General features: G+C 45.9%; 20 protein-coding genes and 1 pseudogene. 12 read left to right on the forward strand and 9 right to left on the reverse strand.

Annotated elements, in window-relative coordinates; translation table 11 throughout:
* A partial coding sequence (locus QUA83_RS14675) for a DUF6444 domain-containing protein (protein ID WP_333293849.1) occupies positions 1-441 on the reverse strand: 441 nt, incomplete at its 3' end.
* 64 nt (positions 442-505) lie between these two features.
* On the opposite strand from QUA83_RS14675, the gene QUA83_RS14680 reads away from it, so the two are divergent.
* The 5 genes from QUA83_RS14680 (at position 506) to QUA83_RS14700 (ending at position 6,488) form a co-directional block, all read left to right on the forward strand.
* A complete protein-coding gene (locus QUA83_RS14680) occupies positions 506-1,030 on the forward strand; it encodes an RNA-guided endonuclease TnpB family protein (protein WP_333293905.1) in 525 nt (174 codons plus the stop codon).
* A 703-nt stretch (positions 1,031-1,733) separates the two neighbouring features.
* Positions 1,734-2,408, forward strand: a complete 675-nt coding sequence (locus tag QUA83_RS14685; protein ID WP_333293850.1) for an Npun_F0813 family protein — start codon at positions 1,734-1,736, stop codon at positions 2,406-2,408.
* Positions 2,409-2,957: 549 nt separating this feature from the next.
* Positions 2,958-4,019 (forward strand): hypothetical protein, encoded by a 1,062-nt coding sequence (locus QUA83_RS14690; RefSeq protein WP_333293851.1) that lies wholly within the window; start codon positions 2,958-2,960, stop codon positions 4,017-4,019.
* 265 nt (positions 4,020-4,284) lie between these two features.
* Positions 4,285-5,475 (forward strand): RNA-guided endonuclease TnpB family protein, encoded by a 1,191-nt coding sequence (locus QUA83_RS14695; protein WP_333293852.1) that lies wholly within the window; start codon positions 4,285-4,287, stop codon positions 5,473-5,475.
* Positions 5,476-5,507: 32 nt separating this feature from the next.
* Positions 5,508-6,488, forward strand: a complete 981-nt coding sequence (locus QUA83_RS14700; protein WP_333293854.1) for a hypothetical protein — start codon at positions 5,508-5,510, stop codon at positions 6,486-6,488.
* A gap of 14 nt (positions 6,489-6,502) precedes the next feature.
* Here QUA83_RS14700 and QUA83_RS14705 read toward each other — a convergent pair whose 3' ends face one another.
* Positions 6,503-6,778, reverse strand: coding sequence for a LapA family protein (locus tag QUA83_RS14705; protein WP_333293856.1), 276 nt, complete (start codon positions 6,776-6,778; stop codon positions 6,503-6,505).
* Positions 6,779-7,148: 370 nt separating this feature from the next.
* A complete protein-coding gene (locus QUA83_RS14710) occupies positions 7,149-8,582 on the reverse strand; it encodes a phosphoglucomutase/phosphomannomutase family protein (protein WP_333293858.1) in 1,434 nt (477 codons plus the stop codon).
* An 884-nt stretch (positions 8,583-9,466) separates the two neighbouring features.
* Here QUA83_RS14710 and QUA83_RS14715 point away from each other — a divergent pair.
* Complete coding sequence (locus tag QUA83_RS14715; RefSeq protein WP_333293860.1) at positions 9,467-10,561, forward strand: hypothetical protein; 1,095 nt, start codon at positions 9,467-9,469, stop codon at positions 10,559-10,561.
* Between the two features lie 41 nt (positions 10,562-10,602).
* Here the strand turns inward: QUA83_RS14715 and QUA83_RS14720 are convergent, their stop codons facing one another.
* Positions 10,603-10,995, reverse strand: a complete 393-nt coding sequence (locus QUA83_RS14720) for a DUF423 domain-containing protein (protein WP_333293861.1) — start codon at positions 10,993-10,995, stop codon at positions 10,603-10,605.
* 8 nt (positions 10,996-11,003) lie between these two features.
* On the opposite strand from QUA83_RS14720, the gene QUA83_RS14725 reads away from it, so the two are divergent.
* Entirely contained in the window at positions 11,004-11,147 is a 144-nt protein-coding gene (locus QUA83_RS14725) for a hypothetical protein (protein ID WP_333293862.1), read from the forward strand.
* On the opposite strand, the pseudogene QUA83_RS14730 reads toward QUA83_RS14725, so the two are convergent.
* Positions 11,148-12,146 (reverse strand): annotated as a pseudogene (locus QUA83_RS14730) (IS630 family transposase). It lies immediately after the preceding gene.
* A 177-nt stretch (positions 12,147-12,323) separates the two neighbouring features.
* On the reverse strand, positions 12,324-13,010 hold the full coding sequence (gene bchM, locus QUA83_RS14735) for a magnesium protoporphyrin IX methyltransferase (protein WP_333293863.1): 687 nt from the start codon (positions 13,008-13,010) through the stop codon (positions 12,324-12,326).
* Between the two features lie 327 nt (positions 13,011-13,337).
* Here bchM and QUA83_RS14740 point away from each other — a divergent pair, with 327 nt between their 5' ends.
* Positions 13,338-14,069 (forward strand): DUF4058 family protein, encoded by a 732-nt coding sequence (locus tag QUA83_RS14740; RefSeq protein ID WP_333293864.1) that lies wholly within the window; start codon positions 13,338-13,340, stop codon positions 14,067-14,069.
* Positions 14,070-14,143: 74 nt separating this feature from the next.
* On the opposite strand, the gene nagA is transcribed toward QUA83_RS14740, so the two are convergent.
* Positions 14,144-15,373 (reverse strand): N-acetylglucosamine-6-phosphate deacetylase, encoded by a 1,230-nt coding sequence (nagA, locus tag QUA83_RS14745; protein ID WP_333293865.1) that lies wholly within the window; start codon positions 15,371-15,373, stop codon positions 14,144-14,146.
* 234 nt (positions 15,374-15,607) lie between these two features.
* On the opposite strand from nagA, the gene purE reads away from it, so the two are divergent.
* Together purE and QUA83_RS14755 are read left to right on the forward strand one after the other, a co-directional pair.
* A complete protein-coding gene (gene purE, locus QUA83_RS14750) occupies positions 15,608-16,129 on the forward strand; it encodes a 5-(carboxyamino)imidazole ribonucleotide mutase (RefSeq protein WP_333293866.1) in 522 nt (173 codons plus the stop codon).
* An 83-nt stretch (positions 16,130-16,212) separates the two neighbouring features.
* On the forward strand, positions 16,213-17,814 hold the full coding sequence (locus QUA83_RS14755; protein ID WP_333293867.1) for an ammonium transporter: 1,602 nt from the start codon (positions 16,213-16,215) through the stop codon (positions 17,812-17,814).
* Between the two features lie 304 nt (positions 17,815-18,118).
* On the opposite strand, the gene QUA83_RS14760 is transcribed toward QUA83_RS14755, so the two are convergent.
* The gene (locus tag QUA83_RS14760; protein WP_333293868.1) at positions 18,119-18,721 is read right to left on the reverse strand and encodes an IS607 family transposase; all 603 of its coding nucleotides are present in this window, start codon (positions 18,719-18,721) and stop codon (positions 18,119-18,121) included.
* Between the two features lie 281 nt (positions 18,722-19,002).
* On the opposite strand from QUA83_RS14760, the gene QUA83_RS14765 reads away from it, so the two are divergent.
* Both QUA83_RS14765 and QUA83_RS14770 read left to right on the forward strand, forming a co-directional pair.
* Positions 19,003-19,920 (forward strand): SGNH/GDSL hydrolase family protein, encoded by a 918-nt coding sequence (locus tag QUA83_RS14765; protein WP_333293869.1) that lies wholly within the window; start codon positions 19,003-19,005, stop codon positions 19,918-19,920.
* 488 nt (positions 19,921-20,408) lie between these two features.
* The gene (locus QUA83_RS14770; RefSeq protein WP_333293870.1) at positions 20,409-21,824 is read left to right on the forward strand and encodes an ammonium transporter; all 1,416 of its coding nucleotides are present in this window, start codon (positions 20,409-20,411) and stop codon (positions 21,822-21,824) included.
* 245 nt (positions 21,825-22,069) lie between these two features.
* On the opposite strand, the gene QUA83_RS14775 is transcribed toward QUA83_RS14770, so the two are convergent.
* Positions 22,070-22,459: a GxxExxY protein gene (locus QUA83_RS14775; RefSeq protein ID WP_333230158.1), complete on the reverse strand. Its 390-nt coding sequence runs from the start codon at positions 22,457-22,459 to the stop codon at positions 22,070-22,072.
* Positions 22,460-22,471 lie beyond the last annotated feature (12 nt).

A 22,471-nucleotide genomic window follows, 5' to 3' on the forward strand; every position in this document is an offset into this window, starting at 1 on the left:
ACACGATTGTGTCTGATATTCGACGACTTCGATTGGTTTTGCCACTAGACTTGCTACTTGCTGTCTGTGGATGTTAATTACTTCACTTAATTCTTTACTGCCACAATTGAGACAGATGTCGGGTGAGCTAATTTCGGTTCTGTCTACTCGTCCAAACCCTTTTCGGGTTTTCCCTTGATGACCCGGTTGTCCGCCTGGTTTCTTTTTTGGGTCGGCTTCTGGTTTAACTGTTGATGTCTCTGGTTTTTGGAGTAGATCCGTTGATGGGGGTTTTGATGAAGTCTGACTGGTGGTTCGACCTTTGCCTGTAGCAATGGCTAGTTTTTCTTGCAATTCTTCAATGATTTTTTGCAGCCCCAGTACCATTTCTACCAGTTCAGCTTGGCTCAACTGCTCTATTTCGGTTTTTTCCTTCTGTCTGGTGGCTGTGGGCTTTTTCATTCCTTTATTTTACCAGATGCCGCCACTTAAGTTTTTTTGACCTGAATCCTTACCTTTTGCTACCCTGTCAAACCAAGAAGTGTTTGATGCGCCAAAACCGTTAAAACAAGCGAAAACCAAGCTGGCACGGTTGCAGCGCCTGGCGTCAAGACAAGTAAAAGCCTCAAACAACCAACGCAAAACTTACAACAAGATCCGGAGGCTTCACGCACGGATAGCCTGCATTCGCAAAGACTTCCTTCACAAGTTGACGACTTATTTGGCTAAAACTTTCAAGCGAATTTTGATTGAAGACTTGAACGTTAGAGGCTTGCTAGCAAATCACAAATTAGCTGAGGCAATATCCGACTTAAGGTTTTACGAGTTCAGGCGGCAGTTAGAGTATAAGTGCAAAATGTATGGGGCGAACTTGGTGCTGGTAGAAAGATGGTTTCCCAGTTCTAAGATTTGCTCGAATTGCGGGCATAAAAAGGATATGCCTTTGCAAGTGAGGACTTACGATTGTCTTGCTTGCGGCCTGTCGATAGACCGCGATCTCAATGCCAGTTTAAACATTTTAAATTGGGAACCCTCGGCTATTGGGGGATAGCCTGCTTACCTTGGGATGGCCGACCACCCAACAGCGCAGGAAGTAAACGCTGAACTGCGATTAAAGATAACTTTAGTAAAGTTTGGGTAAGTTTTACGAAGCAGTCACAGGTGCTTTTTCCCAGATGTCTATTGGTTATGTTAACCTCCCCTAGTGGCAAAGCCTAAAACGCTGACTCCATTAGCGAAAAACCAGAGATCGTCCCCTGATTTGAGGTATGAGTTGAGCCAGAATGACTAATTTGCTGATATTGAGTTATGTTGGCTAACATTCTGCTCGACTTGATATTTGATAAAAATGTGGTAGAACTATGATTGAAAGACTCAGGTGAAAATCCCTGATGCTAAGGAGCCTCTATTTAAGCTTCCTCTACGGCATCAAAGCAAAACAGTCAATCGCCCGCTCGGCACGAGCGCGAAAATCAAGCGTTGCCAGTACAGCAGTCGTAAATTGTGCGCGGGGGATTTTCCTTCGTGCATTGATTTATACGCCAAGGCAGAGAGACAATCTCAGCTTAGATAATTGTTAACATTTGTTAGCAAAAAAGTATCGGAACGCTTGAGGAGAGAACCATCTCTGGGTGATCGGGAGCAATCCTGCTAATTTAAGTGGACTCGCTGAATCAAGAATCCCCTCGCCTTTAGGCATGGGGAGTGTCAAAAGCACAGCACCTCGGCCATGACAGGAGTCAAATCGCAGTGTCATGTTTATTCTGAAACGGCAGGATGTTGAAATAACCAATTTTCAACACCCAAAACGGGATCAACAAATTCCCATTCTCAATTATCAGGGGCAGACTTTTCGCCTGATCAGCGCCTTCAACGGCAAGCAAGCAGAAGACGCCAGAGCCTTGTGGCGGGACTTAACCGACAACCGAGGCAAAGCCTGTGTTCTGCTAGAAGAGCCGGATAGATATAGCGTCTGGGGAAAAGTCCGTTTAGATCAGCTTGCCGGTGAAGAACCGGCAGGGAATGAAGCAGCCAAAGCACCACTGTTCGCGCAGGCTTGTCTGCTGCTACTCCAAGCTGTTTACTTCGATGTAGAAGACCTTTTAGGCGCAAGGCAAGCCACATCGTTTCAGAAAGATATCGCCAAGGTATTTCAGCAGGGAAACTTCCCCCAGGCAGACTCCCCTGATGCGATAAAAAACTGGCTAACCGTTAGTCCCTTGCAAAATCACAAGGTCCCTCCTTGGCAAGAGCAGCATCTCAAGACCTTATTGCAAGAACTCCACCGCTTGGGCAAATCATATTTTGGCAATACGGACTTCGCGGAGGGAGTGAGCGATGTGCTGCAAGATATGCCAGCACCGGAGCGGACTCAGTTTCTAGATTGGCTGAAACAATCAGCCCTCAACAAATTGTGGATCGCAGGATAGAAAATCTGTGACAATTGCTCAGACAATTGGGTACAGATAATTGAGCTTAGATAATTGCACTGTAGGGGGTACGCGATATACAGGTTGGATTGCCAACTTGTATTGACAACCAAATTGTTGATTCGGTTTGGATGCCACCTATGGTCGCGCAATTTAACTCAGTTTCGATCGCAGTCCCCACCCACAATCATTGATATAAGTGGGGAAGTGTGAAAGCAAAAAAACAGCTCCCTCAACATTTGAGGGTAGAATTTCCGAGATAGATTGGTTACTGTAAAAGCCTTAAGGGTGGAGACATATACCGTATTTCTATCATTATATTTCCGGGTACAAGATAGACTAACGACTAATTCCTTGAATTAGTAAATAGATATTATTCTTGCTTAGTCTTTCTATAGTGTACGAGGGCAAAAGTCCCAAGGACACGCGCTCGGACGCCAGTTGTTCCGGGAGCGTCAGACAAAGGTTCTTTTGCGAAAGAATCCTCATCTACAATCAAAGATTGAGATGGGGTGCGTTCAACCGCTAGTTAGGTCTCGTGGAATCCCTATGAGTAGCACTTCAGAAAAGTCATCTACATCTCCATCTTTACTCTCAGCTCAGACCCTAGTGATTGCGGGCATTGTCTGGGCTGTAATGGCGCTGCTGTTCTTTTTGCTGTTCAGCGTCCCCCTCTCAGCAGAAGAGGGTTTACCTCTTTGGTACTCGATCGGCACTTATATTTTTGAATGCGGAGCATACTTGGGAGCGGCTTTAGTCTGTTTTAGAAACTGGCAAAGCCCGCACATGGTCAGCGGGCGCAACGTCTGGCTGGGCATTGGTCTGGGGATGCTCTTCTATTTCATAGCAGGCGTGCTTTTCGGGATTTGGGAACTCTATTTCGAGTTAGACCCGGACGTGTCTCCTGCAGATGCGTTTTATCTGGGGAGCTATGTGGTCCTGATCGGGGGCATGGTTGTAGCTGTGACTTCCAAGCGGCTGAATCTAGAAATTTGGCAGTGGGCTTTGTTAGCGGGAATAGCAGCCTTCGGGATTGCTGTAGCTATTTGGGTTGCTGCACCTGACTCTTGGAGGGTCCAGCTAGGAATGGCTCCGGCAGCCACTCAAGAAGAAGTAGTGACATCTGCACCAGCAACTGCTACCACAGGAAGAGCACCTGCTTTGGACAATTTGTCCAAGTCACAGGCAAAAGGAGCAACAGCGACTGATCCTGCATCAGCACCCGAAGAAGAAGAAGAAGCAGAAATCAAAGCTCCGGGATGGGTGATGGCACTTGACAAGCAACTGGCGCCTCACAAAAACGCAATCAATTTGTTTTACATCGTCGGGGACGTTTTTCTGCTGATTATTGCTACTGCATTGCTGCTGGCGTTTTGGGGAGGACGTTTTTCCCAATCTTGGAGAATGATTGCGGCTGCAACTTTTTCGCTTTACATCGCAGATATGTACTTTAAATGGCGCGATACTCAGGCTGAGGGTAGTTATCAAAGTGGCAGTTTGCTGGAAGTCTTTTTTGTTTTCAGTGCCATCCTGTTTGGGATTGGAGCTATCTTGGAACATGACATCTCAACCCGTTCTCGCCAGAGCAGGCGCAGTCGTCGCACAGCCTAGCGATTTGAGATTAGGGTTGCTTTAGCAAGCGATGAGGACGCGAAAGCTTCTTTGCCCTTGTCGGCATCTCTGAGCTTGAAATCGAAGATGAAAAATCACAGTTCGCTGACTGCTAGCCTGCGTCTTTTCACCAAAGAACTGGGCGGAGCGTAGCGGAGGGCTGTTTGAAGCCCCGTCCTTCTAGGACGGCTTTAATTCTCTTCGATTTTTATCGTTTGTATCAATAGTACATGGTATCATAAAGTAATTCAAACAACAGAAAACAATGAAAGCAAGGTATCAGTACAGAATCTATCCGACAGCTCAACAAAAGCAGAGCTTAGCTCAGTTGTTTGGTTGTGTTCGGGTTGTCTGGAATGATGCCTTAGCTCTCTGCAAGCAGTCTGAAAAAAAGCCTAAATCCGCAGAGCTTCAGAAAATATTAATTACTCAGGCCAAAAAGACTGAAGAAAGAGCTTGGTTGGAGGATGTCTCATGTGTTCCCTTGCAGCAGTCTGTGGCCGATTTAGAAATCGCTTTCAAGAACTTTTTCGACTCCTGTAAAGGAAAGAGAAAAGGACGTAAAGTTGGACACCCTAAGTTCAAAAAAAGAACTAGCAGCCAATCGGCTAGACTTACCCGTCGTGGCTTCTCAATGAAGGAGAACGGAGGTGTCTACTTAGCTAAGATTGGGATTTTCAATCCGATTTGGTCAAGAGAATTGCCGTCGGAACCTAGTTCTGTCACGGTAATCAAGGACTGTGCAAACCGTTATTTCTTGAGTTTTGTCGTAGAGATTCAGCCAATTAAAGTCGAAGCTAAGAATCAATGTATCGGGATTGATTTAGGGATAAAAAATTTTGCAGTAATGAGCAATGATGAAAAAATCGAAAGCCCTGGCTACAAAGAGCTAGACCGGAAAGTTCGCAAACTACAACGCAAATTAGCTCGTCAACCAAAGGATTCTAGGAGAAGGAATGTAACTCGCCTCAAAATTGCCAAATTGCATAATCAAATCACCGATACTCGCAAAGACTTCCTGCACAAACTATCTTCCAAAATAGTCAACGAAAACCAAGTGATTATTGTGGAAGATTTAAATGTGTCGGGCCTGGTCAAGAATCCGAAACTTTCGAGAGCGATTAGCCAGCAAGGATGGAGAGAATTCAGGACTTTTTGTGAAGCCAAGTCTGAAAAGTTTGGCAGAGAGTTCAAAGTAATTAGTCGATGGGAACCTACTAGCCAAGTTTGTTCAGACTGTGGCTTCAAGTGGGGTAAAATCGATTTGTCTATTCGCTCAGTGCTTTGTTTGAATTGTGGGACTGAGCAAGATAGAGACGAAAATGCTGCTAAAAATATAGAAAAAGTCGGGATAGGGAATTGCCACGACTCTAAATGGACGCTGAGGGATTGTAAGACTACTACGGTAGCAGAACCCAGCGAAGCGTCAAGAATCACTGCGGCTTTAGCCTGGTGAGTATTTCAAGTCTTTTTGCTGGGAAACTTGGCATGACGCCTACAAAACTCTCCGATTCAGACAAACGCGAACTCATCAGGCTGTACCGACAGTCAAACGAGAATACTATCACTCTGGCAAAGCGCTACGGAGTGAGCAGTTCGACTGTAAGGCGCATCCTTCAGGGTGCTTTGTCGGAGCCGGAATACGAATTTCTCGTCCAGCAAAAACAAAAGCGTTTGTCCGATCGCACAAGTGTTTCTGAACCGACAGAGGCGACTACTGAGCCGTCGGCAGATGGCGAAATCGATCCTGTAGGTGTCCCCCTGTCGGAGTCAGTCCCTGTCCAGCAGTCAGCCTCGAATTCGAGACCGACGATCCGAAAGCGTTCTGGAGCAGTCCCTCAACCAGTTGCAGAACTCGAAATTCGAGGGAATGTAGACTCGGATTTGGATGTTTCTGATGTGCCAAATGCCCAAGCTGCCAATCTTGCCGATCGAAGCCACCGCGCTGTTGTGACTGGTGAACTAAAGGCAATGCTGCCAGCAGAAGGGCTGCTGGCAGGTGAAGATTTTAGCGATTTCGAGGAAGATGACGAGGATGAGGATGAAGACGATTTAGATGACGACTTCGACGAAGATATAGAGGATGAAGACTCTCTATTTGAAGGCAGTCTCTTGGGTTCACTATCGTCGGCCGAGTCGATAGAGCTTCGGGGTACAGGACTGATTCAAGTTTTGCCTTTAAGCGAAGCATCTCTGCCCAAAATTTGTTATTTGGTGGTCGATCGGGCAGCAGAGTTAATCACCAGACCTCTAAAAGCTTTTGGCGAACTGGGTCAAATTCCGGCGGCGGAAATTCGCGAGAAAACCCTAGCAGTGTTTGACAATCACCGAGTGGCGCGCCGATTTGCTACTCGCAATCAAAGGGTTTTCAAGATTCCTGACAGCAGTATGCTGCAAAAAGCAGCGCCTTATTTGCGAGCTAAGGGAATTACTCGGCTGCTGATTGAGGGTCAGGTATATTCCCTCTAAGGGATCAAATCTATTTAATATTGTACGGTGTCGGATTCTTCTGGATTTGCCTGAAATTTAGGACGCGAGTTTTGGGAATATGAAAGGTTCCACAGCGGTTGCAGTAGCGCACCTCCGATCAGTCCTGCACTCAGGCTCAGTGCCAATACTACTCCTACGGGCATTTGTATCGATTGAAAAAAGATAAAGTTTAAGGATACTGGGGCGGCGTTCTGCACTGAGATAATGCCGATCGCGCTTACTAAAATTGCTACTAAAAAACTAATGGCGAGCAGAGGAATTGTTTTCATAAACGGGTTGACAGGCTAATAATTTAACTTGTATACTTGTTTTATAATTGAAATCTGTGTAAAATTTTTATTTGTGCAAACACCCGATTATATAATAATTTACAATAAGATTAGGGGAAAAGTCAAGTAGATGCGGAAAAAATAGAGAATTTTTTTAAATTAATTAAAAATTTAACAAACATAAATAAATTTACACTTCCCAAACTTAAACAAATCCCAGTGTATTGCAAATATATAACTGGTCCAGCAGTATCGATGATTAATGTTCAGAGGCTTTGCCAGAGTTATCAAAAATACGTAAGGTGCGCTTCGGCGCACCTCACAATCCCAAGCGCTAGGGGAAAAACCCCCCGTTAGAATAGCTAGAAATTTAAACAGGTTCTAACTGGGAAATTACCTTTTCCATGTGTTGGGCAACTTGGCTTTCTTTTTCCACAGAATTTGTTTCCATGTAAACGCGCATCAAGGGTTCGGTTCCCGAAGGCCGCAGCAGTACCCAGCCACCGTCTTCAAGATAAAGTTTAATCCCGTCTTTGCGGCCGATTTCCTTAACGCCGATCCCTGCTACTTCTGTGGGGGGATTCTTGGTAAAAGATTCCAAAACGGCTGCTTTGTGGGCTTCTTCTAGGTGCAAGTCCAAACGTTTGTTGTACAGGGGGCCGTTGGCTTCTTTAATGGCTTCTTCTACTAGCTGAGAAAGCGGTTTGCCTTCATAGGCGATCGCCTCAGCAACTAGCATATCAGCCAAAATCCCGTCTTTTTCGGGAATGTGACCCAAAACGCTCAAACCGCCAGATTCTTCGCCACCGATGAGCACCGCAGTTTCCCGCATTTTTTCGCCGATGTATTTAAAACCGACTGCGGTTTCGTAGATTGTTAAACCGTACTTGGCGGCCAAATTGTCCAGCAAGTGGGTAGTTGCGACTGTACGGACGATCGCCCCAGTCAAGCCTTTATTCTTCACCAAGTGACGCGCCAGCAGCAACAGCACAGTATTTGGAGTCAAGACATTTCCCAACTCGTCAACAATACCAAAACGATCGCTGTCGCCATCCGTAGCTAAACCCAAATCCGCCGAATCCTTCTTAACAGCTTCCACCAACTCGACTAACTGTTCGCCCTTGGGTTCGGGCATTCCGCCACCAAACAGCACGTCGCGGTAGGTATGAAAACTTTCGACATCGCAGCCGCAGTGTTCCAAAACGCCGTCGAGATAGCCGCGAGAAGTCGAGTAGAGAGCGTCGTACTTTACCTTCAACTTAGCAGAGCGAATCCGCTCCACATCGATCAAAGTATAAAGAAACTTCAGATATTCGGGTTTCGGGTCAAAAGTCGAGATTTTATCGTTGTGGCTGCCTTTGGCTGGGGCATCAGAAGCACCAGCAATATTTGCCACAATTGTATCGGTAATTTCCGGGGTAGCCGGGCCCGCGTAGTCGGGGATGTATTTGATGCCGCAGTAAGGTGCGGGATTGTGCGAAGCCGTGAACATCAGAGCTCCTGCAGAGTTGAGATGCTTGGCGCTGTAGGCGATGACTGGTGTGGGGCAATCTCGATCGACCACTTTCACCGTCCATCCCAAATCTGCCAATACTTCCGCCGAAGTGCGGGCGAACTCGTCTGCCAGAAAGCGGGTATCGTAGGAGACTAGAACTGGGCGGTCTTTTGTGTAAGCGGTTTCTAAGTAACTGGCGATCGCCCGGGTGACTTTTCGCACGTTGGCAAAAGTAAAGTCATGGGCAATCAGTCCCCGCCACCCATCGGTTCCGAACTTAATTTCAGTTGAATTGCTGCTAGCGCTCATTTTATCCACTTCCTCTCGTCCTACTAATCCTACCTGAAGCCATAGCCTTAAAGACGTACTGGCCCTGCTGTTTGTGAGGATTGATCGCCGGTGGGGCCCGCATCAACCTAATCCTCTCATTGTCGGGACAGGCTTTCGCCTCCGGTAGAGGACTCGAACCCGCCGGATTTGGCAAAATGTGCCCGCTACGGGGCGAGTCACTCGCTAATTCCGGTTTTGAAGAGTAGGTGGTCGATCGAATCGACGACGATCAATTGCGCGCGATTCCCTACGGGATAGCTTCGCTTTAGGAGGAAGCTAAACAACTGATCACAAAAAACTGGCTTGGCAATAGCCTTAACGAAATGCACATAAATCTCATCCTAATCTTAAATTTAATTTTTTATTTAGAAAAGCCGATCGTTAAATTTGTTAGGGTTTCCTAACAATCGCCACACTCAAAATACATTTCTAATTCAGCTATAGAAATAAATTAACCAAAGTCATCGCTAGATCGTGCTGTAGCCTAGCTTCTTTAAGAGATTAAGGCGCTCAACCAAAGCGCTCCAAAAGAAAGATCAAGTATTTCAAGCAGCAGTTTTTTAGAGGCAGATTTGACTTTAACTATCAGATTTTAAAACAAATTAAATTTATTTCCCGTCCTCTTTATAGGTCAAAAAAATAAATAACTGTCGCGATCACAGGGTGATGGTGATCGAGCGCACAATCAATAATGTTATTAACGTGCAGTTTATAAAAGATGCAGGCAGTCGAGCCAAATGGCTTATAGCTTTAAGCGTAATGGCTGATGACTGTCAGCGTACAAATGCAGAAAATTGTAGTTAACAACGTTAAAAATTAGGGGAATCGATCGGGTGCGACTTAATAAAAAAACGAGGTTTATCATGACGGGTATTTCACAAATATCTTTAAAATCTTTACCAGCAGCCGACCAACTTCAACAGGGCGCAAGTCAGGCGTCCCAATGTATTACCGGACTGGACACTGACCAACTCCCAAAAGCTAAATGTGTCAGCGTTTCTTCCTTCGCAGTTAGCTGGGCAAAAAAATATTACAGTACAGTGGCGACAAGAGAGAACCAAGCGCCACGCCAAATTCTCCCAAGCCTAGATTTAACTAATTTTGAGGGCAATAGAGCCCCAATAGTTGACAAATTGACAGATACCCTGAAATTAGCCAGCGAGATAGCTTGGAGTAGAGTAGAAGCTCTTTTAGAGACACAAATAGAGCGGCACGCGATCGATCCAAGTTTAATTAATTCTTTAGAAATTGCCGCCGATTCTCGCACCTTATATCGGAAAGCCATAGACGCTTATGCGGATAGAGAACCTGTTTTCCGCTTGTCAGTGCTGGTGGGAAAAGATATTATCAAAGTGAGGCGAAAATACTCAAAGACAGATCCTTTAGTGCTGGGATTTGTGACAATGGAGTTTCAATACACTAGCAAAATCTTGTTAGGATGTCTTTCGGAATCAGAGAGAGCGGAATTTGCGCCCTACTTAAAAGTTGTAGACGACTATCTGCACATTCCCTACGGAGAGATTAACGAGGCGGCGGCGAATCAGCCCCCGAATTCAAGAGCTCTATTAGCCGTTCAGCATTTGTTGCAGCACACGACTCAGATTGCTAGTGCAGTGTACGATCGAGCTAGTGCCCAGCATCAAGGATACCGCAGCAGCAGCGGGTATTTGAGCGATCGCGAGGTAAAAATTTCTGGTATCCGAGATGTCGAGATTTTTCAAAGCTATTTGTGCTGGTGCGTTTTGGAAGGTAGCATTCACCCGGTACAGCAAGAATTGTTTCCAATTTGTGTGATGTTGTACCCGAAACTTCATGTAAGTTGGGAGTTAGTGCAGGATATGCTACTGATTTTGTTTTGGGAAATATGTGAGCGGCTTCCTGCTGAAGATTTAACGGTATTTGTACCTTACTTGCGTACTTTGACAGAGATGTTTTCCAGGGATGTGTTTGATAATTAGGTAATTGCTAATTGGTAATTGCTTCAAAATTTACCAGTTGCCTATTTAAAACTAAAAGCTGCGACTGCCAAACATCCCCAACCCACAATAAAAGCAACTCCCCCCAGCGGCGTAATTGCACCCAGCCATTTGATGTCGCTCAAACTCAGGGCGTACAAACTGCCTGAAAAGATGATTGTGCCGGCAATAAAAGCCCATCCAGCCACTGCAAAAAAGGTTTGAGACTCTTGGGCGCGGCTCAAGAGTAAAGCGACGAGTAATAGAGCCAGGGCATGGTACATTTGATATCGGGCGCCGGTCTCAAAAATTGTTAAAGCTCGATCGCTCAATTGATTTTTCAAAGCGTGGGAGGCGAAAGCACCGCCTGCAACGGATAAACCTCCGAATAAGGCTCCGACTGCTATAAAAATACGAATTAAAATTAGCGTTGACATAATATTTATTGAATTGGGAAGAAGGAAGAAGGAAGAAGGAAGAGGGAAGAAGGAAGAAGGAAGAGGGAAAACATCTAATTGTTGATATCGAATGTGCGCGGTGCGTGCCGTATTTGTCGTTACGAGCCTTCGCGAAGCAATCGCATAAGTAGTTAAGCAAAATTAATTACATAATTATCTCCAAACTCTTTAAGAATTTTTTCTACAGATGAAACAAGAGATTGCCAGCTAGAGTAGGCATCTATTTCGAGCCATGTATATTTTATAAACCGCCACAAAATCTCAATTAAATTCAATTCAGGTGAATAAGTCGGTAATTCAAATATAGTTAGACCGCGTTCTTTCCATTCTTCAAGTTTATCAAAAATGGCACTGCTAGTATGAATAGAAGCTTGATCTACCACAATAAACGTTGGCCGCTCCACTACAGCAAAAAAAGTATCTATACAGGCTATGATTACAGAGCGAATTAATAGTCTGCTCTGAAACATAAGCGTGAAGAATATTTTGTCGATTCATAATTTCCAAGACATTTAAGCGCTTAGTTCTACGACTATCAATTGATAAATATTCGCCAATATCTTGCCATCCATAAGGAACACAAGGGATGCCACAAAACCCGGATTCATCCAAATAGTATAAATCAATTTTTCCCTCATCTTCTAGTTTTTTTAATTCTGACAGTTGTTCTTTTTTTTCCTTATATTCTATGGGGTCTGGCTTGCCGCCAACACCTCGACGCATCCTATGCCAACTCATATTTTTTTTTTAATTATTCTCTTAATTGTTTCCGTACTTGTATTAATACACCATTCTTTTTTAATTTTTTGTACTACTTGCTTTAATTGTTTTGGTTGTAATTTTACCCAGTCCTTAATTTGATCTGATTGTGCAGAATTAAATATTTTTTTTCTGCCTCTACCTGGCTTATTGTATAATCCGAGCATTCCCTCATGTTCCCATCTATCTAACCAGTTATACATGGTCTTATAACTAAATTTAAAGATTTTTATCAGGTTTTCATTTTTGACATTTTGTGAAACTAAAATCAAAAAATGTGCTCTTTGACGCACTTGATGATGTCTGCTTTCGCGATAAATTCGGTTTAGCAGTTTCAACGAAAGTGGATTAATATCTCGAAGTAAAAACATATAAAACCTCTTTAAATAAAACTTGATGGTTTGAGTATATCATATTATTTGATTTGTGTAATTAATTTTGTTTGACTACTTACTAGAGATGTTCACTGACCTAACTGTGGGAAGGGAAGGTGCGCTAGGCGCACCCTAGGCTGATAAAAAATTAGCTTTTTTGCCGATATTTTTAACCTATTTCCTCACAGCTTCCAGCAAGCGAGAATAGTAAAAGCTAGTGCTAGTCATCGCTGTTCTGTTAATAACAAAACCATTGTTTTCTAGGATTTTGATAATATCAGCTTCGCGGTGCTGGTAAGCCCGGGTAGTTTTGCTGGGGCCGGGGAAAAGTTCACCAATTTTTTTGAGGGCGGTGAGTGCTAAGGTTTTGGGTGCAAAACTAAGAATTAGTCGCGATTCGGCGATCGAACTTAGGTGTGCGATCATTTCTGCAGCCTTATTTTGAGGATAGTGGATTAGCACATCCAAACAAATCACTGTGTGGAATTTGCCGGTTAAAGCTTCCAAATCTTGGGCGGCGAAGGAGATGTTGTAGAGCTTGCCGGGAACTGATGTCGATCGATCGTAAGCTTCTGCTACCATCTTTTCAGAGATATCGCTAGCGCAAACAATTGCCCCAGCGTCCGCCAGGGGAATGCTCAGAGAGCCTACACCGCAGCCAGCATCGCAGACACAAAGCCCGGGTAAATTGCCGTCAGCTTGCAGCCATTCGATGACTGTATCCACCGTTTTCTGGTGCCCGGTGCGGATGTCTAGCTGAACTTTATTGACTTTGCCCTCGCCGTAAATTCGCTGCCAGCGATCGAAGCCCGTCGAGTTAAAATACTGTCTAACTATAGTCTTGTCGTCTACCAAATTCATCGATTTGCCTGCTGCTGAGTTATTGCCAACGGTTAAATATTATAAAGCCGCAGCGGCAGTTATTGTTGACCGAAACTAATTTAGTCCGGGACCCCCGGATTTATCACTGGGCTAAGTTCTTCAATTTTCAATTCTAAAATCTAAAATCTAAAATCTAAAATCTAAAATCCATTGACACTCCCCACCCAATTAAATTGAGTTAGATTTATTGATACGGGCGATCGGAACTCGAACAATCCCGAATTGAGAAAGTAATTCAATAAAAACCGAGTTGCAGCCGATCGCACATTCGAGTGATAACTTTAATCAGCCCTAACTTTAAAAAATATGGTGCTACAAGATCATTTCCGCCCGCCGCTGTCGGTTCGCCGTCACTGGCACGCCTTTCACAACGCCTGGGCGACTTACATTGCATCCGATTTGAATGCCAAATTACCCGCAAATTACTTTGCCGAGCCCAACGTGCAGTTTGGAATTGAAATTGATGTAGCAGCTTTTGAGGAACCTCTACCGGAGTTTGATTGTCCAGAGACGGTAATTCGTTTGCCAATAGATTTCCCAAACAATTGGATGTCACCCCCAGCCCAAAGCGTGCCTTTTCTAACTGCGGCGGAAACCGTGCAAGTCAGTATTTTTAACACTGAAGCCGGCCCGGTATTAGCCGGTGCAATTGAATTAGTAAGTCCTGCCAACAAAGATCGTTCTACTCATCGCGGTGCTTTTGTTTCTAAGTGCGAGACGTATTTGCGCCAGGGAATTGGGTTGGTAATAGTTGATGTTGTGACGGGAAGGAAGGCTAATCTTCACAATGAATTGTTAGCCCGTCTGGCGGGAGGAAGCGCTTCGCCCTTCGACGCTGAACTCTATGCTACAGCTTATAGAGCGATCGAGCGAGACGGCAACCAATCCCTTGATATTTGGCAGGAAAAACTGGCTGTGGGTTGCGCGCTTCCTGCTTTACCGCTGTGGCTGCAGGGCGAGATTTGCTTGGCTGTGGAATTAAATCATATTTACGATCGAACTTGCCGAGAACACCGAATTGCTGTTAGCAGCGCTTAGCATAAGGACTATTCGTCCTCACTACGAACTCTACTGCGCGAGAAACTAATGGCATGGAAACTAAATGGAACCACTTAAAACAACCGATGCCAAGTCAATTCCTTTGTCGCCGCCTTTAAATTCCAGCGCAATAATTGAGTTGCCGATTTGCCAATAATTCCTGAAATTCCGATCGCCCTTCTCGGAGATTCAGTTGCCAGGGCGATCGCACTTTCGGCATCGCAAATTCCCCACTCCACCAAATTCTGCACTCCCGCCAACAGCGGCAGAGTTGTACCCGCCAAAGTAGCAGATTCCAGGGGCGAGTGGTAATCTAATCTTACCCAAGCTGTACCTTTTCTGACTTCAATTTGTCGGGAATCCCAAGGATAAACACCGTCAGGCAAACCCAATGGAGCCAAAGCATCGCTTACTAAAAAAACGCCTTTTTGATACCTACCAGCGCGTAGCAAAAAATCAATCATTGTCGGAGAAACGTGTTTACCGTCAGCAATTAAACCGCATTTTACCCCCGGATAAACCATCGCCGCTCCCAACAAACCCGGTTCTCGGTGGTGCAAACTCGGCATCGCATTAAAAGCGTGAGTTACCATTGAAGCTCCCCGCTCAAATGCTTGCTGTGCTTGTTCTGCCGTCGCTTGTGAGTGTCCGAGACTCACGGAAATTCCCAAACTTTGCAAATAGGAAATGACTTGGCCAGTGCTGTCTAACTCTGGGGCTAAAGTAATTATTTTGACAATATCGGCACAATCTCCTAAAACTTGCTTGACATTTTCTATAGTTAGCGGTAACAAAAACTCAACTGGGTGAGCTCCTCGCTTCTGGGGGTTGAGAAAAGGGCCTTCGAGGTGAACACCGATAATTTCGGCTGTTTTAGGTTTAATTGTTGCGGGAGCAGCGGTTTGTACAGTGCGGATATAATTAGCTATAGTCGAGAGCGAACGCCTAAACTTATCCAGCGAAGTTGTCACCAAAGTCGGCAAAAAAGCATCGACTCCCTGATTCCACAAAAATTGACAAATCTTCGGCAAAATTTCAATATTCTCGTTTTCTAAATCGGGAAAAGCAAAACCGAGTGCCCCGTTAATCTGCAAGTCAACACCGCCTAGAGAAAGCCAATCGCCTCCTACATCAAGCACTTGCAAATGGGGAGGACAAATCCGTTTAAATACGGCGTCCATTGGCCAAACTTCTTGAATGATGCCCGTTTCGTCAACAGCAAGCATCTGCAAATCCTTGCAACCGGGGAGGCGAACATTGAGAATATCTGTGGGGGCGGCAGTTGGGGTTGTGGCTTCAGTCATCCGATTTTAGATTTGAGATTTTAGATTTGAGATTTAATATTCGCTACGGATAAATCCGGTGGCTGTCGATGAGGAGGGGGAGCTTTTTGCTTTTTGCTGGCTCCAGGGCTGCTCAGACGGGGGCTGGTGGCAAAATTGCTTTTAAGGGTCAGTTTTGGTACAAAATATCTAAATTTGAGTTAACGCAATCATTTAAAATTAGCATTTATCTGAAATCTCAAATCTGAAAATTTTATGAATCAAGCGACAGTTGGAATTATCATGGGTAGCGATTCGGATTTGCCCACCATGAAAGATGCGATCGCAGTTTGCGAAGAATTCAGTGTTGCTTGCTCAGTGGCGATCGTTTCGGCGCACCGCACCCCTGAGCACATGGTGGAATACGCCCAAACCGCCCACCAACGAGGCTTGAAAGTCATTATCGCAGGAGCCGGGGGAGCGGCGCACCTGCCGGGTATGGTAGCATCTTTAACGCCCTTGCCAGTAATTGGCGTGCCGGTACCAAGCCGCCACCTGCAAGGGGTTGATTCGCTGTACTCGATCGTGCAAATGCCAGCCGGGATACCCGTAGCAACAGTGGGGATCGGCAACGCTAAGAATGCTGGCTTGCTGGCAGTTCAGATACTGGCAGCTCATCAGCCAGAATTGCTAGAGCGAGTTTTGCATTACCGCAAAACTTTGTCCGAATCTGTACTGAAAAAACAAAATCAACTAGAAGAGCTAGGCTATCATAACTATCTCAATCTCAACAAATAATCCATAAACTTTTGTAGTAAGATTGGAAAGTTTTCCGAATATTGCTGAGCTTACTAGCCGTAAAGAGGGTAAAAGTGATTAAAATGACTGTCGGAAAGAAAAAGTCGAAACAAGTCAGGCGGGAGGCTTTAAATTTGCCAGCAGCTAAATTTTTTACGAAAGTCAACAGGTTGAAGAAGTTAACACGGGCGATCGCCCGCCTCACTCCAAGTTGGCAAGCCTGCATACCTTTAGCTGCAATCATCTTCTTGGTGTGGGGATATGCCGCGGTAGCCCAAACAGCTCCCGCGCCAACCACCGAGGAACAATTAGCAAGCCTTAAGGTGGGGCTGGATACGATGTGGGTCATGGTGGCGGGGATGCTCGTGTTCTTTATGAACGCCGGTTTCGGTATGTTGGAAACCGGTTTTTGCCGTCAGAAAAATGCGGTTAACGTGTTGTCCAAAAACTTGATTGTTTTTGCGCTTGCTACGATCGCATATTGGGCGATCGGCTTTGGCTTAATGTTCAGCGACGGCAACGGTTTTATCGGCAGCAGCGGCGGATTTTTCCTGTGGAACGTAGCTGACAACAGCCCCGCCACAGGAGACGCTTATCAAGGCATTTTCGACTCGCTTAACTGGACGGGAGTGCCCCTCAACGCTAAATTCTTTTTCCAATTAGTTTTTGCGGGAACTGCTGCCACGATCGTTTCTGGAGCCGTTGCAGAGCGAATTAAATTCCTTGAATTCTTAATTTTCAGCTTGCTGCTAGTAGGCATTGCTTACCCAATTACCGGACACTGGATTTGGGGCGGCGGCTGGCTGGCAGACGCAGGCTTCTACGATTTTGCCGGTTCGACAGTGATTCACTCGGTAGGCGGTTGGGCTGCTTTGATGGGAGCGGCATTTTTGGGGCCGCGGCTGGGTAAGTACCGCGACGGCGATACTGTGGCGATGCCGGGACACAATATGAGCATTGCCACCCTGGGCTGTTTGATTTTGTGGTTGGGTTGGTTCGGGTTTAATCCCGGTTCGACAATGGCAGTCGATCCAAATGCGATCGCCCACATTGCGATCACCACCAACACTGCCGGTGCCTTCGGGGGAGTTGCTGCAACGATTACAGCTTGGCTGTACCTGGGCAAACCCGACCTTTCGATGATTATCAACGGTATCCTCGCTGGCTTAGTCGGCGTAACAGCTAGCTGTGCTTGGATCAACGTGCCAAACTCTGCCATTATCGGCATAATCGCCGGCATCCTGGTAGTTTTCGCCGTAACTTTCTTCGACAACTTGAAAATTGATGACCCTGTAGGCGCAACTTCAGTTCACTTAGTCTGTGGCATCTGGGGAACTCTGGCAGTGGGTCTGTTTGCTGACGGGCCTGGAACGGGACTTTATACCGCAGGCCCCAAGGCCGGATTGCTTGTGGGCGGAGGTTTCGATCAACTCTTGCCGCAGTTGGTCGGCATTATCTCTGTAGGTGGGATGACCGTGCTGCTGAGTACGATTTTTTGGCTGGCACTCAAAGCTTTGCTGGGTATCCGCGTTTCTGCTTTAGAGGAGGCTGAAGGTTTGGATATCGGCGAACACGGGATGGAAGCTTACACGGGATTTGTGAAGGAAACGAGCTTGGACAACCGAAGTGAGACCAGCTACGGCGGTTATGGTGGGGGTTCTGGAGGAAAGACGACCAAACTGTAGAGCGTGCGAAGAGATTGACCAATTCAGCTTTCGTCTCCTAGATTAGCTATTTATCAGCTAATTCACGCCTTTATTCCGAAAAACCACAATCTGAAATAGCCGCTAACTTATGGCTGTCTATCGTTGTGCTCGCGTTTCAATCTTCGATGCGAACGCGGGCATAATTTTATTTTTAGCTTACTTTTAATGGCGTACATATAGCAGTTTTCGATTGCATGAGTCGGCGCCGATCATTGTTAATTGGTAATGGGGAAATGGGAATTGAGAAGCTGTAACTGACGAGCGTTGACAACTGGTGTATTGATTAGAGTTTACCGGCAATTGCTTTAAGTTCTTCAACGACTCGCTTATTCTTGGGATTCCTGCTGCCATCAAGGCGGGCGGAGACAACAGTGATTATTTCTCGTATATCTTTAGCTAAATCCTCGTCACAGCTAGTATTTTCGGTTTGATTTATAATCACTACCTCTGTCCCAAAGTGTTCGCACAAATTAAAAATTAGTTCAGAACCAAATCTCAGCAGTCTGTCTTTGTGAGTTAATACCAACCTTTCTACTTGATTATCTGCGATCGCCCGAATTAGATGTTGTAAACCCCGCTTACTGTAATTAACCCCAGAACCTACATCATCAATGATTTGGAATTGCCACCCCTGAGATGCACAAAACAATTCCAAAACTTGTTTTTGTCTGTCTAAATCATCTTTTTGGTTGTGACTGCTAACCCGAGCGTAAGCAATGGTTAAAGCGCCGTTGGGTTTTAAGCCGAGAAGATGAGCTAGGTCATAGCGTCTGTGACCATTAGCGGTGCGTTCGGGTATTAGCTTGCCTTCGGCTTCCCATCTTCGCAAGGTGGAAGCGCTCACACCTTTAAGTTTGGCTGCTTCAGTTATAGTTAATTTTTTCATTTTTGGATTTTAGCATCAGAAATGGGTAATTTCGGTAAGTTTTAGATATATTTTTGTCCGGGTCTGCTGGTTGGACAAATCCGATTGCGGTGCCAGAAAGTATGGTAGGCAGATTTTTTATGGTAAAGTAGTGCGAAAAAGCAAAGTTCTGCATCGCCGTCGCGCCCAATACAGCACAGTGCTTGATTCTTACAAGAATTGAGGCTTTAATTGAGCGGTAAAATTTGATGCAGCAATCAGTGCAAATTATTCGGTGTGAAGCCTGCAAATAGCTTGAGTTTATGGAGAAGTTTGGAGGAGGTAGCAGAAGTAGAACTCATAAATCTCTCTTAGGGATGGAAGTTAGCCGATCAAAAACTGTTCCGGTTTGGGCTTTGCTATCTGTGGTGACTAACGGGGTACTGATAGTTACAGTCGCTCAACTACTGCTGCGGGGAAACAACTTGACAGAAAGCTTCCAGGCGAATGATGCGGTGACGGCAGAAGCGGCCCAGGAACAAATTGGCCAACCGGCGATCTCTGCAAAGGCAGTGCTAGACGTGCCGGTTCCCGGGCCGCGACATAAATGGACTTACCAGCAGTGGGTGACGCAGTTGGGTCGCGAAGCTGAGGCGGCGGCGGCGAATCGACCCTCAAGACTAAGTGTTTTGGCTGGGGATTCTCTCAGTATGTGGTTTCCGACCAAGCTGTTACCAGTCGATCGAATTTGGCTCAATCAAGGGATTTCGGGGGAGACTTCCCTGGGTTTGCTGAAGCGGTTGCAGTTGTTCGATAGAACTGCCCCGGATACGGTGTTTGTGATGATTGGGATTAACGATTTGTTGCGGGGGGCCAGCGACGAAGGGATTTTGGACAACCAGCGACAGATTATTCGTGATTTGCGGTGGGCTCACCCCAAAGCACAAGTTGTGGTTCAGTCGATTTTGCCCCACAGCGGGGAACAAGCTACTTGGGAAAATCGCGATCGGCTGTTGGCGATTCCTAACAGTCGGATTAGGGCAATAAATCGACGGCTGAAAGAAATTGCTAGTTCGGAAAATGTTTTGTATCTGGATTTGCACCCACTGTTTTCGGATGCTGACGGCAATTTGCCAACTGAACTCAGCACAGACGGCTTGCACCTTAACGATCAAGGTTATCTGGTTTGGCGATCGGCCCTACAACTATTCGATCAGATGCAGTTGAAAAATGAGTCATGAGTCATTAGTTATGAGTCATTAGTTATGAGTCATTAGTTAGAAAGATCCACGATAAAGTAACATTCTCCCCAACTCTCCCCCTCTCCTCCTCCCACTCTCCCCAACTCAAAACTCCCGCCCTATCCTCAACTCCCCCTCTCCGATTACTCTGTTGTCACTGGCTATGTCAAGTAGCGAGTGATACATTAAGAAATATGATAGTTAGCTATTTAGTATAGGGTGATACAGAATAACTGTTTGTACAAATGGTGGAATCCAAAAGGCACAGACCATTGGATTGATAGTTGACAAATTTAGATGGGTCCGGCTATAAGAAGTCGGGAGGTTGAGGATTGGGGAATTATCTATTGAAGATTTGTTCCGCTAAAACACGGACTTAAAACCAAATAACTATTGCATCTAAAATCCTCGCATCTAAAATCGGCTGGGTCTTCCCGGAAAATTGCTGAGTATGAGAAGGTACAACTAACGTGATCAAAAAAAGTTTAATGATCGGCATCATCGCGCTGTGGCTGTTAAGCGTGCCGCTAACGGACAATGCCTTAGCTCAAGATGCTGCTGGTACTGCTGCTGCTGTGGTGGCGAATCCGATCGACACCGGCGATACCGCCTGGATGTTGGTGTCATCAGCACTGGTATTGCTGATGACACCAGGGCTGGCGTTTTTCTACGGGGGACTGGTGCGATCGCGCAACGTCCTCAACACCATGATGATGAGCTTAATCATGATGGGACTGATCGGCGTCACCTGGACGCTGTGGGGTTATAGTTTGGCTTTTAACGTTTCCACTCCAGTATCCGAAGGGTTTGGTAAAGGGATCGAAAGCTTCATCGGCGGCTTCGACTGGATGTTCTTGAAGAAGGTCACGGCGGACACACCAGATCCGATCGGCTACGCACCGACAATACCCCACCAAGTCTTCATGGTTTACCAGATGATGTTCGCCATCATCACTCCAGCCTTGATTTCCGGGGCGATCGTCGAACGGGTAACATTTAAAACCTATTTCTGGTTCGTGCTGGTGTGGTCTACCTTCATCTACTCTCCTTTAGCTCACTGGGTTTGGGGTAGAGGCTGGCTGGAGGCGATCGGAGCTTTAGACTTTGCCGGCGGCACAGTCGTACACATCAGTTGCGGTGTTTCTGCGGTTGTCGCTGCTTGGGTAATCGGGCCCCGCAAAGACCACTTGAAGAAGCCCCACACCCCCCACAACGTACCCTACGTTTTGTTGGGAATTGCGCTGCTGTGGTTCGGCTGGTTTGGCTTCAACGGTGGTAGTGCTTTTGGATCTGGTTCTTTAGCAACAGTGGCTTTTGTCACAACGATGATTTCAACAGCAGCCGGCGGTTTAACTTGGACAATTGTCGAATGGGTGCTCAGAGGCAAACCGACAGCAGTGGGAATTGCTAGCGGTTTCCTCGCGGGATTGGTGGGCATCACACCTGCGGCTGGATTCGTGCTGCCAGTGGGAGCGCTTTTGATCGGATCGATCACTTCGGTTTGTTGCTTCTTTGCCATTAGCTGGCGCGCTAAGCTGGGATTTGACGACTCTTTGGATACCTTCCCGCTTCACGGCGTCGGCGGAACTGTGGGCGTGATTCTGACTGGTGTGTTTGCGACTAAAGCGGTGAACGCTGCCGGAAATGATGGGCTGTTTGCCGGGAATCCAGGGCAAATCGGCACTCAGTTGATAGGCGTTCTAGCTACTTACGTATTTGCGGGTGTCGGCACTTTTGTGATCCTGAAAATTTTGGAACAGTTTATGGAATTGCGAGTGCCATCATCTGCTGAAGACAAAGGTTTGGATATTGACCTGCACGGGGAAGAAGCTTACGGTGAGGATTTTGCCGGCGGTTTCAGTTCGTTTGAATCCAGTTCTCCTTTTGCGCCGAAGAAGATTTGAAGCTGATTATTTGAATAAGTTCGATCGTGCAGAGACTCAGCTATCTGGGTCTCTCTGCTTTTTTTAAGTTTTTTTTTTAACGAACCGCGAAGGCGCGAAGGAAAGTGTCTCATTCTTCTTTCTTCTTTCTTCGTGTCCTTCGCGTCTTCGCGGTTCATTGCTTCTTCCGTCTTTTGGCGCTTTTTTTTGAGCTTTTTTTAACGAACCGCGAAGACGCAAAGAGCGCGAAGGAAGAGGAAGAAGGGTTAAGATGAGAGAATTATGCGTTTGATGCCTTCTTTGAGGATCGGAACGTTGAAGTTGATCAGAAGGCCTAGGGTGTTTTTGGTCATTTTAAGATAGGAGATAACTTGGGCTTCATGGATGGGAGCTAGCTTTTCGACAGCTTTTAATTCGACAATGAGGATATCGCCAACCAGAAAGTCTAATTGACCTTCGCCAACTGGATAACCTTTGTAGGTGATTGCTACAGGCTTTTTAGGGTGACAAGCTATCCCCCGCATCCGAAATTCAACTTCTAAGGATTCCTGATACACTGATTCTAAAAATCCTGGCCCCAAAAGCCGATGCACCTCAATAGCCGCCCCAATCACTCTATAAGCCAACTGTTCTAGCTGTTCGCCCAATTGTCTCATTCTTCTTTCTTC

The organism is Microcoleus sp. K1-B1 (assembly GCF_036704705.1).
GTDB lineage: Bacteria > Cyanobacteriota > Cyanobacteriia > Cyanobacteriales > Microcoleaceae > Microcoleus.

Coding starts and splice junctions, on each gene's coding strand:
- QUA83_RS14685 (WP_333293850.1), top strand. CDS start 1,734: ATGTTTATTCTGAAACGGCAGGATGTTGAAATAACCAATTTTCAACAC.
- QUA83_RS14690 (WP_333293851.1), top strand. CDS start 2,958: ATGAGTAGCACTTCAGAAAAGTCATCTACATCTCCATCTTTACTCTCA.
- QUA83_RS14695 (WP_333293852.1), top strand. CDS start 4,285: ATGAAAGCAAGGTATCAGTACAGAATCTATCCGACAGCTCAACAAAAG.
- QUA83_RS14700 (WP_333293854.1), top strand. CDS start 5,508: ATGACGCCTACAAAACTCTCCGATTCAGACAAACGCGAACTCATCAGG.
- QUA83_RS14705 (WP_333293856.1), bottom strand. CDS start 6,778: ATGAAAACAATTCCTCTGCTCGCCATTAGTTTTTTAGTAGCAATTTTA.
- QUA83_RS14710 (WP_333293858.1), bottom strand. CDS start 8,582: ATGAGCGCTAGCAGCAATTCAACTGAAATTAAGTTCGGAACCGATGGG.
- QUA83_RS14715 (WP_333293860.1), top strand. CDS start 9,467: ATGACGGGTATTTCACAAATATCTTTAAAATCTTTACCAGCAGCCGAC.
- QUA83_RS14720 (WP_333293861.1), bottom strand. CDS start 10,995: ATGTCAACGCTAATTTTAATTCGTATTTTTATAGCAGTCGGAGCCTTA.
- bchM (WP_333293863.1), bottom strand. CDS start 13,010: ATGAATTTGGTAGACGACAAGACTATAGTTAGACAGTATTTTAACTCG.
- QUA83_RS14740 (WP_333293864.1), top strand. CDS start 13,338: ATGGTGCTACAAGATCATTTCCGCCCGCCGCTGTCGGTTCGCCGTCAC.
- nagA (WP_333293865.1), bottom strand. CDS start 15,373: ATGACTGAAGCCACAACCCCAACTGCCGCCCCCACAGATATTCTCAAT.
- purE (WP_333293866.1), top strand. CDS start 15,608: ATGAATCAAGCGACAGTTGGAATTATCATGGGTAGCGATTCGGATTTG.
- QUA83_RS14755 (WP_333293867.1), top strand. CDS start 16,213: ATGACTGTCGGAAAGAAAAAGTCGAAACAAGTCAGGCGGGAGGCTTTA.
- QUA83_RS14760 (WP_333293868.1), bottom strand. CDS start 18,721: ATGAAAAAATTAACTATAACTGAAGCAGCCAAACTTAAAGGTGTGAGC.
- QUA83_RS14765 (WP_333293869.1), top strand. CDS start 19,003: ATGGAGAAGTTTGGAGGAGGTAGCAGAAGTAGAACTCATAAATCTCTC.
- QUA83_RS14770 (WP_333293870.1), top strand. CDS start 20,409: ATGATCGGCATCATCGCGCTGTGGCTGTTAAGCGTGCCGCTAACGGAC.
- QUA83_RS14775 (WP_333230158.1), bottom strand. CDS start 22,459: ATGAGACAATTGGGCGAACAGCTAGAACAGTTGGCTTATAGAGTGATT.